Annotated in this window: 10 protein-coding genes; 8 read left to right on the top strand and 2 right to left on the bottom strand. The window is 50.2% G+C overall.

What is annotated here, in order from left to right:
• The first annotated feature begins 59 nt into the window (after positions 1-59).
• The 3 genes from priC (at position 60) to OGY13_RS04155 (ending at position 1,762) form a co-directional block, all read left to right on the top strand.
• Positions 60-587: a primosomal replication protein N'' gene (gene priC, locus OGY13_RS04165; protein ID WP_008783968.1), complete on the top strand. Its 528-nt coding sequence runs from the start codon at positions 60-62 to the stop codon at positions 585-587.
• A gap of 14 nt (positions 588-601) precedes the next feature.
• Complete coding sequence (rsmS, locus tag OGY13_RS04160; RefSeq protein WP_065772037.1) at positions 602-769, top strand: pleiotropic regulatory protein RsmS; 168 nt, start codon at positions 602-604, stop codon at positions 767-769.
• Positions 770-838: 69 nt separating this feature from the next.
• A complete protein-coding gene (locus tag OGY13_RS04155; RefSeq protein ID WP_213752448.1) occupies positions 839-1,762 on the top strand; it encodes an Rpn family recombination-promoting nuclease/putative transposase in 924 nt (307 codons plus the stop codon).
• Positions 1,763-1,801: 39 nt separating this feature from the next.
• On the opposite strand, the gene mscK is transcribed toward OGY13_RS04155, so the two are convergent.
• Both mscK and acrR read right to left on the bottom strand, forming a co-directional pair.
• A complete protein-coding gene (gene mscK / locus OGY13_RS04150) occupies positions 1,802-5,167 on the bottom strand; it encodes a mechanosensitive channel MscK (protein ID WP_213752449.1) in 3,366 nt (1,121 codons plus the stop codon).
• Positions 5,168-5,295: 128 nt separating this feature from the next.
• The gene (gene acrR / locus OGY13_RS04145; protein ID WP_003831045.1) at positions 5,296-5,946 is read right to left on the bottom strand and encodes a multidrug efflux transporter transcriptional repressor AcrR; all 651 of its coding nucleotides are present in this window, start codon (positions 5,944-5,946) and stop codon (positions 5,296-5,298) included.
• A gap of 141 nt (positions 5,947-6,087) precedes the next feature.
• Between acrR and acrA the strand changes: the two genes are divergently transcribed.
• From acrA to maa, 5 genes are all read left to right on the top strand, one after another.
• Positions 6,088-7,281: a multidrug efflux RND transporter periplasmic adaptor subunit AcrA gene (gene acrA, locus OGY13_RS04140; RefSeq protein ID WP_003831044.1), complete on the top strand. Its 1,194-nt coding sequence runs from the start codon at positions 6,088-6,090 to the stop codon at positions 7,279-7,281.
• 22 nt (positions 7,282-7,303) lie between these two features.
• Positions 7,304-10,453, top strand: a complete 3,150-nt coding sequence (acrB, locus tag OGY13_RS04135) for an efflux RND transporter permease AcrB (RefSeq protein ID WP_008783964.1) — start codon at positions 7,304-7,306, stop codon at positions 10,451-10,453.
• A 488-nt stretch (positions 10,454-10,941) separates the two neighbouring features.
• Positions 10,942-11,316, top strand: coding sequence for an Hha toxicity modulator TomB (tomB, locus tag OGY13_RS04130; RefSeq protein ID WP_003021733.1), 375 nt, complete (start codon positions 10,942-10,944; stop codon positions 11,314-11,316).
• 27 nt (positions 11,317-11,343) lie between these two features.
• The gene (gene hha / locus OGY13_RS04125; RefSeq protein ID WP_002892050.1) at positions 11,344-11,562 is read left to right on the top strand and encodes a hemolysin expression-modulating protein Hha; all 219 of its coding nucleotides are present in this window, start codon (positions 11,344-11,346) and stop codon (positions 11,560-11,562) included.
• A gap of 181 nt (positions 11,563-11,743) precedes the next feature.
• Positions 11,744-12,295 carry a maltose O-acetyltransferase gene (gene maa / locus OGY13_RS04120; RefSeq protein WP_008783963.1) on the top strand — a complete coding sequence of 184 codons (552 nt, stop codon included), beginning with the start codon at positions 11,744-11,746 and terminating at the stop codon, positions 12,293-12,295.
• The last annotated feature ends 102 nt before the right edge of the window (positions 12,296-12,397 follow it).

Raw genomic sequence — 12,397 nt, 5'->3', positions numbered from 1 at the left:
CTTAACACAGAGAATCGCTACTTTAGCATAACGGTTCTCATTTTCATCGGAGTGTTGTTGTGAAAACCGCCATGCTGTTACAGACGCTCGAAAACCAGCTTAACCGATTGCGACAACATTGCGCCCCGCTGGCGCACCACACAACGCTTAGCGCCCGCTTTGACAGGCATCTGTTTCACACGCGCAGCACGTTGCTGCAGGCCTGTCTGGATGAGGCTGACGATAATCTTACTGCCCTGCGTCGCGCCGTTGAGCAGCAACAACTCCCACAAATCACCTGGCTTGCGGAACACCTTGCCTCACAGTTAGAGGCGATTTCACGTGAAACCGCCAGTTGGTCCCTTCGAGAGTGGGACAGCGCTTCTCCAGGTCTGGCGCGCTGGCAGCGCAAGCGGGTCCAACATCAGGAATTTGAACGCCGTCTGGTTGAAATGACGCGTGAACGCAAAGAGCGTCTGGCTCAGGCTACCGGCTTTGAAGAACAGCAAAAACTGCATCGTGAAGTAGAAGCATTCGAGGCGCGACTGGCGCGTTGTCGCCATGCTCTGGCAAGAATAGAAAACGTGCTGGCGCGTTTAACCCGCTAATCCCCGGAGAATTTATGTCATTAGAGAACGCCCCGGACGAGGTCAAACTGGCCGTCGATTTGATTGTTTTACTTGAGGAAAATCAGCTACCAGCACGAACGGTGCTACGCGCGCTGGAGATCGTCATGCGTGATTATGAAAACAAACTTAAAACTGCGGAAGGCACCTCGCAAACTGATTAATTGCCCTCTGGTCTGCCATTGGCTTCGGTGTCAGAGTCGTCGCAACATCACGACGATAACGGACAGATCATGGAACGACTCCCCACCACACCCCACGACGCGGTCTTTCGGCAAATGCTGACGCAAAAGGAGGTTGCCCGAGATTTTTTGCAGATCCATTTGCCTGAAGCATTTCTCAATATATGCGATATGGATACATTAACGCTGGAATCAGGCAGCTTTATTGAGGACGATTTACATACCAGCTATTCAGATATCCTCTATTCCCTGCAAACAACACATGGACCCAGCTACGTTTACGCACTGATTGAACATCAGAGTAAGCCCGATAAATTCATGGCCTTTCGCCTGATGCGCTACGCAATTGCCGCCATGCAACACCATCTTAACGCCGGGCATAAGACATTACCTCTGGTCGTTCCTATCCTGTTTTACCATGGTATGGAAAGTCCGTGGCCTTATACCCTTAACTGGCATCACCTGTTTAGCGAACCAAAGCTTGCGAAAGCGCTTTACGGCAATGAATTTACACTGGTAGACCTGACCGTAATGCCAGATAATCAGATCTTGCAGCATCAACGGGTAGCGATGCTGGAACTCCTGCAAAAACATATTCGTCGACGGGATCTGAGTGAGCTATTGGATCAACTGGTCACACTCTTAACACAAGAGCATCTGACAGAATATCAAATCGACGTTTTGATTAATTACATGCTTAAAGCAGGAAATACCACGGAACCCGGCGTACTTGTCCGCCATCTGGCGCAGAGTGCGCCACAGTACAAGGAACAGCTGATGACGATTGCCGAATGGTTGGAAGAAAAAGGCAGAGTGGAAGGCATACAACAAGGGCTGGAAAAAGGGTTAGAAGAAGGTCGGCAGGTTGAAGCGCGTAATATCGCACAAAAAATGCTCGCCCGCGGCCTGGAACTGGAGCTGATTACGCACCTTACAGGCCTGACGCAGGAAGAACTGGTCGCGCTGGTGCACTAAATGCAATCAGGGCGGCAAATATGCCGCCCTGATTGCAACTTAACCTACCGAAGGCGTCGGATCATCACCTTTAATGATGTCACGCTTAACCTCGGTCACGGTATCACCTTTCGCGTTATGCAGATGCACTTCGAGCTGGTTAAAGGCGATATCAATGTCGTTTTCACGGCACAAACGATCGACCGCACGGTTCAGTTCATCAACCGTGTGGCTACGATCGCGCAGTTCACGCACGTATAAACGCAGTTCATGATCCAGCGTGCTGGCACCGAAGGCGGTAAAGAACACCGCAGGCTCTGGATCGTGCATCACTTTCGGGTGTTCCATCGCCGCCTGCAGCAGCACTTTCTTCACTTTATCCAGATCCGAACCGTAGGCCACGCCGATGCGGATCACCAGACGCGTGGTGGTATCGGAAAGCGACCAGTTGATCAAACGCTCCGTCACAAATGCTTTGTTCGGGATGATCACCTCTTTGCGATCGAAGTCGGTAATGGTGGTGGCACGGATACGGATCTTGCTGACCGTTCCTGAGAACGTACCGATAGTCACGGTATCGCCGATGCGGACCGGGCGTTCAAACAGAATAATCAGACCCGAAACAAAGTTACCGAAGATTTCCTGCAAGCCAAAACCAAGACCAACCGACAGGGCTGCTGCCAGCCACTGTAGCTTATCCCATGAAACACCGAGCGATCCGAAGACCGTCATCGCGCCGATGGCGATGATCGCGTAGTTAAGGATCGTGGTGATCGCATACGAAGCGCCCTGACGCATCTTCAGTCGCGACAGCACCAGCACTTCCAGCAGGCCGGGTAAGTTACGGATCAGCGCCCACGCGACCATTGAGGCAATAATCGCAAACAGCAGGCTGCCCATGGTGACGTCTTTCACCACCGCAGCTCCCGCTTCGGTGCCGTTGTAATGCCAGAGCGTAATGCTATCGAGATAACTGAACACGGTAATTAGATCGGACCAAATTGCCCAGAACAGAATACCAAACAGCGCAACCATCACCAGCATTGTTATACGCAGCGTTTGCTGGTTAACCTGCTCAAGCGCAATGGTCGGTTCTTCCTGCGGCTCGGCTCCTTCCGCCCCTTCTTTCACCAGGTTCTGACGACGCGCTAAGGCACGGCGCCAGGCGATACGACGTGCCGCCACGCTCAATCCACGCAGTACCGTCTGATACAGCAGGTTCCAAAGGATAACCAGATAGACCGTTTCAATCCAACGACCGGCCAGGCGCAACGTGGTGTAGAAATACCCTGTCGCCGTCAGCACCATTAATGCAATCGGGATAATTGAGAGGACAGTAATGGTAACCAGACGCAAGCCATGCGACTCTTTGTCGCGCCAGCTTTCACGACACATTGGCCATACCAGGAAGGCGATCAGCAGCAGGTTGAGGAAAATAACTACCTGACCCAGCACATCGTCCATCAAATTAAGCGGCGACAGCTCAGCAATGACCGACCAGAAGTTGAGCGGTAACAGCGCCAGGCTAATACGCACGATCTGGCGGCGCCAGTGGCTGGTCTGTTTCGCTGGCATACCAAAATGACGAATTGCCACGCCATCTTTTTCCAGCACCTTCCAGCACAGACCAAACACCAGCCAGAAGACTGTCATCTTCTTACTGAACGCCCACAGCAGATCGCTGATATTCAACTGCATGGTAAGCAGAATCAGGCCCAAGGCGAGGATAATCAGGCACGCAGGTAACGCTCGGATCAGATCGATCAGAATCGCTTTTGGTGTATTGAGCTGACTGTCATTACGCAGGTTCCCTACTGCGGCGGCTAATTTCGCCTGATACTCTTTCAACCATTTCAAACGCCAGCGGATTAACCCGGCAATAAGCAGCAGCGGCAGCCCCGCCAGGAACGCAATAAAGACGGCGGGCCAGGCTTTTTCCCAGTTCACTGTGATTTTCATCGACTTAAACTGGTCTTTTAGCGTTTGCGGGAAGGCTTTGATCCAGTCCCAGTCCATCGGACGGTTACTATTTACCCAGAAGATTTGCTGCGTGAGGATCCCTTTCAGGTTCTTCGACACGCTCATTAGCTGCTGTTGATTGATTTGCAGGTTAATCGCCATCATCAACTGGTTGCCCAGCTGCTTGTTCAGCTGATCCAACAGTTCACGGCGCATATCCACAACCTGCAGCAGGGCATCATGGACTTCACCATTCACTTCGTTGCTGTGCCCTTCTTCCAGTTTGGCGACAAACGCATCGTTCTGGAATAGCGCATCACGCTGCTGGTTTATCTCAAACTGTTCCAGACGCAAATCGGCGATCCGGTTGGTCATATCGGCAAGTTCATCCGCCGACGGCAGCGTTTGTTGTTGCTGATACAGAATACGCGACAGCAGCAGGCTGCCTTTCAGGACGGCAATCTGTTCTTTAATGTTGCGTTCGGATTGCAGCGCGCGGTCAAGCCAGTTTTTGACTTTGATATTCTGCTGCATCAGGTTGTTGCCGTTTTCGGTCGCGGCTATCAGACGCTGACTTAGCTGATGGTTAACGTCCAGTTCCTGCTTCACTAACGGATTTGACTGAATACGCTCGGCTTCATCCGGCGTTACCGCTTCCTGAGCTGTCTTTTCGGTTAACGTCAGTCGTTTGCTGTTCACCGCTTCTTGCAGAAGCTGGAGCTGATGTTCAAGCCGGTTACTGTTAGTTGTTACGTAATCACGTTGTTTTTGCAAGGTATCCTGCAAAACAGTATTACCTTCGAGGCTCTTACGCTGTTGGTCGATCTGCGCACTCAGCAGCGCCTGCTGTGCCTGCAGCAACACCTGCTGGCTGGGGCGTAACGCAGCCTCTCCCACATTGTTGCCATCGAGTCGATTACGAATTTGCTGCATTTGCTGCGACGCGGTGTACATCGCATTCTGCACACGCTCTGGCTGTGTCTGGAGCGACACCAGTTGGCTGTTGTAAGCGGCAAGATCGTTTTGCGCACTTTGCAGGTCATCCAAAACCTGTGCCACACGCGACTCAAGCTGTCGCAAGGAGAGTGTACTCAGCGTTTTTCGCGTTTCATCGTCGTTATCGACATCGCTGAGCGAATTTAACGCATCCGTCGCCTGACGCATTTTCTCCGGTGCCTGGGCAACTTTCTGGCGAAGCTGTACGGTCTCATCTTTCACGCGATCGATTTTATCCAACGTGGCGATGGTATCGATGAGATCCTGTTGGACCAGCTTATCCTGCGCGGAGAGATCTTTTTGTTTACTCAGTGCGTCCAGTTGGCTCTGAATATCCGCTTTCGTCGGCAGTTCACCACTCTGTTGCGCCCGCGCAAAAGCAGACGACTGGCAAGATAGCAAGAGAATGAAGAAAAGAATGGTAATAGCAATAAGATGCTGGGAACGTTTATAGAGCTGCAACATAGTCATGAGAATGAACGTTTCTGAACCGGAAAAGTGACCGAAAATAGTCAAGCGGCAAGAATATCACGGCTGTGACCGGCAGAATAGCAGCAGGCAAAACGACCAGGAGAATTCCTGGTACAGGCCCAAAACGTTTAGTGGATTTCCGCCACGCCAAGCCGCAGAGTTGGGCACATAAGGCACATCTCCAGCAGCACAGCGACGTATTCCCGAGCTTCTTTTTTCAGATCAAACGATTCGGGGGCAAATAACCAGTTTTCTATGATTCCGGTAATATAGCTGCGCAACAGGACCGCCACGCGACGGGTGTTCAGGTTTTCCGGCAGCATATTGGCATCCATACAGTGCCGCAATGTTTGTTCGATACGATCGTAATTTTCAATACAAAGATGGCGTTGAGCTAACTGAACAGAGGCCATTTCCCCGACAAATTCGCATTTGTGGAATATAATTTCCAGCAACAAACGTCGGCGTTCTTCTGTCACGGTAGCTTCAAGAACGTAAATTAAAATTTCTCTTAATACTGATAGTGGATCGTCGGGGAATTTTGCCTGATACTCAGTCTCTAACTCATCAATGTTAGGTTTTGCTAGCTCCCAGATTTCACTGAATAAATCCGACTTGTTTTTGAAATGCCAATAGATTGCGCCGCGCGTGACACCAGCGGCTTTTGCGATCTCCGCAAGCGAGGTGGATGATACCCCTTGTTGCGAAAACAAATGCAGAGCAACATCGAGAATATGCTGTCGTGTTTCCTGTGCTTGTTGTTTGGTTTTTCGTGCCATATGTCAGTGAATTTACAGGCGTTAGATTTACATACATTTGTGAATGTATGTACCATAGCACGACGATAATATAAACGCAGCAATGGGTTTATGGGCTTTAAGCCATTGATCAATTTGAAATCGGACACTCGAGGTTTACATATGAACAAAAACAGAGGGTTAACGCCTCTGGCAGTCGTTCTGATGCTCTCAGGCAGCTTAGCGCTAACAGGATGTGACGACAAACAGGCCCAACAAGGGGGCCAGCAGATGCCAGAGGTTGGAGTTGTTACGCTCAAAACTGAACCTCTACAGATAACAACTGAGCTTCCGGGTCGCACCAGTGCGTTTCGCATTGCAGAAGTTCGTCCTCAGGTTAGCGGTATTATCCTGAAGCGTAATTTCACGGAAGGTGGCGATATCGAAGCGGGTGTATCTCTCTATCAGATTGATCCTGCAACTTACCAGGCCGCTTATGAAAGCGCAAAAGGCGATCTGGCCAAAGCACAAGCCGCAGCAAATATCGCTCAACTGACGGTTAAACGTTATCAGAAACTGTTGGGTACCAAGTACATCAGTCAACAGGACTATGATAGCGCGCTGGCAGACGCACAGCAGGCAAACGCCGCCGTTGTCGCCGCGAAAGCCGCGGTAGAAACTGCACGCATCAATCTGGCCTATACCAAAGTGACGTCGCCGATCAGCGGCCGCATTGGTAAATCATCCGTTACGGAAGGTGCTCTGGTGCAAAACGGTCAAGCGACCGCGCTGGCGACCGTTCAACAGTTGGACCCGATCTACGTGGACGTGACGCAGTCAAGCAACGACTTCCTGCGCCTGAAACAAGAGCTGGCCAACGGCACGCTGAAGCAAGAGAACGGCAAAGCGAAAGTCGAACTGGTAACCAATGACGGCATTAAATTCCCGCAGTCCGGCACGCTGGAATTTTCTGATGTGACGGTTGATCAAACTACCGGGTCGATTACGTTACGCGCCATCTTCCCTAACCCGGATCACACCTTACTGCCGGGTATGTTCGTTCGCGCACGTCTGGAAGAAGGGATTAACCCAACGGCATTACTGGTTCCACAGCAAGGCGTTACCCGTACACCGCGTGGCGATGCCAGTGCATTGGTTATCGGTGCAGACAACAAAGTTGAAACTCGTCAAATTGTCGCGGCACAAGCGATTGGCGACAAATGGTTAGTCACTGATGGACTTAAGCCGGGCGACCGCGTGATTGTCACTGGGCTGCAGAAAGTACGTCCTGGCGCGCAGGTAAAAGCGCAGGAAATCACCGCTGATAACAACCAGCAAGGCCAAAGCGGTAGCCAGCCTGAACAGTCCAAGTCTTAACTTAAACAGGAGCCGTTAAGACATGCCTAATTTCTTTATCGATCGCCCAATATTTGCGTGGGTGATCGCCATTATCATCATGTTGGCAGGGGGGCTCGCGATCCTCAAATTGCCGGTAGCGCAATATCCGACTATTGCACCGCCAGCAGTGACGATCTCCGCGACCTACCCTGGCGCTGATGCCAAAACAGTACAGGATACTGTTACGCAGGTTATCGAACAGAACATGAACGGTATCGATAACCTGATGTACATGTCCTCTAACAGTGACTCCACGGGTACCGTGCAGATCACCCTAACCTTCCAGTCTGGTACTGATGCGGATATCGCGCAGGTACAGGTGCAGAACAAACTGCAGCTGGCCATGCCGTTGCTGCCTCAGGAAGTACAGCAACAAGGGGTTAGCGTTGAGAAGTCATCCAGCAGCTTCCTGATGGTTGTCGGTGTTATCAACACCAACGGCACCATGACGCAGGAGGATATTTCCGACTACGTTGGCGCCAACATGAAGGATGCCATCAGCCGTACTTCAGGTGTGGGTGATGTTCAGCTGTTCGGTTCTCAGTACGCGATGCGTATCTGGATGGATCCGAACAAACTGAACAACTTCCAGCTGACGCCGGTTGATGTAATCAGCGCCATCAAAGCGCAGAACGCCCAGGTTGCAGCCGGTCAATTAGGTGGTACGCCACCGGTGAAAGGCCAGCAGCTTAACGCGTCTATCATCGCGCAAACCCGTCTGACCTCCGCTGATGAGTTCAGCAAAATTCTGCTGAAAGTGAATCAGGATGGTTCCCAGGTTCGTCTGCGTGACGTGGCGAAAGTGGAACTGGGCGGTGAGAACTACGACATCATTGCGAAGTTCAACGGTAAACCGGCATCCGGTCTGGGTATCAAGCTGGCGACAGGTGCTAACGCCCTGGATACAGCAAACGCTATCCGCGATGAACTGAAGAAGATGGAACCGTTCTTCCCGTCAGGTCTGAAGATCGTTTACCCGTATGACACCACGCCGTTCGTGAAAATATCTATTCACGAAGTAGTGAAAACGCTGGCGGAAGCAATCATCCTCGTGTTCCTGGTAATGTATCTGTTCCTGCAGAACTTCCGCGCGACGCTGATTCCGACTATCGCCGTGCCGGTGGTGCTCTTGGGTACGTTTGCCGTCCTTGCGATTTTCGGCTTCTCGATAAACACCCTGACGATGTTCGGGATGGTGCTCGCCATCGGCCTGCTGGTGGATGACGCCATCGTTGTGGTCGAGAACGTTGAACGTGTAATGGCTGAGGAAGGACTACCGCCGAAGGAAGCAACGCGTAAATCAATGGGCCAGATTCAGGGCGCACTGGTGGGTATCGCGATGGTACTGTCAGCGGTATTTATCCCAATGGCGTTCTTCGGGGGTTCTACCGGTGCAATTTACCGTCAGTTCTCCATCACCATTGTTTCCGCGATGGCGTTGTCTGTACTGGTGGCATTGATTCTGACCCCTGCCCTGTGTGCGACCATGCTCAAACCGATTGCTAAAGGCGATCACGGAGAAGGCAAAAAAGGCTTCTTCGGCTGGTTTAACCGCATGTTCGATAAGAGTACGCACCATTACACCGATAGCGTAGGCGGTATTCTGCGCAGCACCGGTCGTTATCTGGCGCTGTATCTGATCATCGTTGTGGGCATGGCCTATCTGTTCGTTCGTCTGCCAAGTTCGTTCCTGCCAGATGAAGATCAGGGGGTATTCCTGTCTATGGCTCAGCTGCCAGCGGGTGCAACGCAAGAGCGTACCCAGAAGGTGCTGGACGAAATGACGGATTACTATCTGACCAAAGAAAAAGCGAACGTTGAATCGGTGTTTGCCGTTAACGGCTTCGGTTTTGCAGGTCGTGGTCAGAACACCGGTATCGCATTCGTCTCTTTGAAAGACTGGAGTGAACGTCCAGGTAAAGAGAACAAAGTTGAAGCGATTACTCAACGTGCAATGGGCGCATTCTCGCAGATCAAAGACGCGATGGTCTTTGCCTTTAACCTGCCAGCGATTGTGGAGTTAGGGACCGCGACCGGTTTTGACTTCCAGTTGATTGACCAGGCAGGTCTGGGCCATGAGAAGCTGACTCAGGCGCGTAACCAACTGTTTGGTGAAGTCGCGAAGCATCCTGATCTGTTGGTCGGTGTTCGTCCTAACGGTCTGGAAGATACGCCGCAGTTCAAGATCGATATCGATCAGGAAAAAGCGCAGGCTCTGGGCGTTTCCATTAGTGATATTAATACAACGCTGGGTGCAGCATGGGGCGGAAGCTACGTGAATGACTTCATCGACCGTGGTCGTGTGAAGAAAGTTTACGTCATGTCTGAAGCGAAATACCGTATGTTGCCGGAAGATATTGGAAACTGGTACGTCCGCGGCAGCGATGGACAGATGGTACCGTTCTCCGCCTTCTCTACCTCACGTTGGGAATACGGTTCACCGCGTCTGGAACGCTATAACGGTCTGCCGTCCATGGAAATCTTAGGCCAGGCCGCTCCGGGTAAAAGTACCGGTGAAGCCATGGCCATGATGGAGCAACTGGCCAGCAAACTGCCATCCGGTATCGGTTATGACTGGACCGGTATGTCCTACCAGGAACGACTGTCCGGCAACCAGGCCCCTGCCCTGTATGCCATTTCACTGATCGTCGTGTTCTTGTGTCTGGCAGCGCTGTACGAGAGCTGGTCAATTCCGTTCTCCGTAATGCTGGTTGTACCGCTGGGTGTTATCGGTGCATTGCTGGCAGCAACGTTCCGCGGCCTGACCAACGACGTTTACTTCCAGGTAGGCCTGCTCACAACCATTGGGTTGTCGGCGAAGAACGCGATACTTATCGTCGAATTCGCCAAAGACTTGATGGATAAAGAAGGTAAAGGTCTGATAGAGGCGACGCTGGACGCAGTACGCATGCGTTTACGTCCAATCCTGATGACGTCACTGGCCTTTATTCTGGGCGTAATGCCGCTGGTCATCAGCTCCGGCGCAGGTTCCGGTGCACAGAACGCCGTTGGTACTGGCGTAATGGGCGGGATGGTGACGGCAACCGTGTTGGCGATCTTCTTTGTTCCGGTGTTCTTTGTGGTGGTACGCCGCCGCTTTAGCCGCAAAAATGAAGATATTGAGCATAGCCACTCAGTAGAGCATCATTGATACATCTCTAAAGATAAGGCCGCGCAAGCGGCCTTTTTTCTGGAAAAATCATAAAAATCACTTATTGCCATTCCGTTTATTTTCTATCGGATAAATAAGCGATATAATCCTTGCAGCCTTAAAGGCTATTCTTAAAAAAACAGCGAGAGTTCTTATTTACTTTAATAAATATTAAGATTAATCCTATCCACTGGTTCACATTGTCGGTTGTTGCCTTTCGTTGCTAAACCTAAACAAGATAACCCGATGATTGCCCGAAGAATAAAGAAATTGTCCCATTTCGAATAGCGGCATTTATCTGTTAAAATGTAAAAATGACGTAGCATCATAATTTTACATAATTGTAATTTTTCGTGATATGACGATGAAATCTTTTTTAGAGTAGATTATAGTTAAATCATCAGGAGTCGCGGGCAAGTTCCAGGTAGTTGTTGTATCCATCCCGAAAGGTGTTCGGTTAGTTTAAGCCACTAAGAAGGGGATGCGTTATGGATGAATACTCACCCAAAAGACATGATATCGCGCAGCTTAAATTTCTCTGCGAAACTCTGTATCATGACTGTCTTGCAAACCTTGAACAAAGTAACCATGGCTGGGTTAATGACCCTACCTCTGCAACCAGCTTGCAGCTCAATGAACTGATAGAGCATATTGCAACCTTCGCACTTAATTATAAAATTAAGTACAATGAGGACAATAAGCTGATCGCGCAGATAGATGAATACCTGGATGACACTTTTATGTTGTTCAGCAGTTATGGTATTAATACGCAGGATCTGCAGAAATGGCGGAAGTCAGGTAATCGACTGTTTCGCTGTTTTGTCAATGCCACCAGGGCTAATCCTGTTAGTTTGTCTTGTTAAAAATTATTACAATCATAGGTAAGAGTTATGTCCGATAAACCATTAACTAAAACAGATTATTTGATGCGCCTGCGACGTTGCCAGACAATTGATACGCTAGAGCGCGTTATTGAAAAAAATAAATATGAATTGTCCGACAACGAACTGGCTGTATTTTACTCAGCAGCAGATCATCGCCTTGCTGAATTGACCATGAATAAGCTTTACGACAAGATTCCAACTTCTGTTTGGAAATTCATTCGCTAATTGCACTCAAGGTTAAGTCAGGTATAGCGGTACCGTTGTCTGGCTGACCATTTTCGTATTTACAATGGTTATTTAATTCAAATCGCGTGACTATGATCACAGCAAAGAAGCGGGAACGTTCCCCTTGTTTGCATTACGTTTTACTGTGCTGAAATAACCTTCAGTACACAGGGAATTCGTAATGCGTAATGAAAAGCAAAAAATGATCGCCGGCGAATACTATCGCCCGGCAGATGAAATGCTGCGCAGTGACCGACTACGCGCTCGTCAGTTGATCCATCGCTACAATCTCACCGCTCCCGATGAAAAAAATGAGCGTCAGGCAATCCTGCACGATCTGTTAGGTCAGAGTGAGGGAGCCTATATTGAACCCTCTTTCCGTTGTGATTACGGTTATAACATCTATCTTGGTAAAGACTTTTACGCTAATTTCGACTGCGTTATGCTCGACGTTTGTCCAATTCATATTGGCGACAACTGCATGCTGGCACCAGGCGTTCATATCTATACCGCGACCCATCCGCTGGATGCTACCGAGCGCAACAGTGGCCTGGAGTTCGGAAAGCCCGTGACTATCGGCAATAATGTCTGGATAGGTGGCCGTGCAGTGATCAATCCCGGCGTCACGCTGGGCGATAACGTGGTTGTGGCATCAGGCGCAGTGGTCACTAAAAGCGTTCCGGCAAACACCGTGGTTGGGGGCAATCCCGCAAGGATCATCAAAACGCTGTGATCTTAAATGTAACTGTTATGCTAAATTGCGGTTAATCTGTTACTTTCATCAAAGGGTATCCCCTTTTATAATAGGGCGATCCCTCCTGAATTTTGCAGATAT

The sequence above is a fragment of the Citrobacter sp. Cpo045 genome (assembly GCF_030332875.1).
GTDB lineage: Bacteria > Pseudomonadota > Gammaproteobacteria > Enterobacterales > Enterobacteriaceae > Citrobacter > Citrobacter portucalensis.
This window is presented reverse-complemented; position numbering and strand designations above follow the sequence as displayed.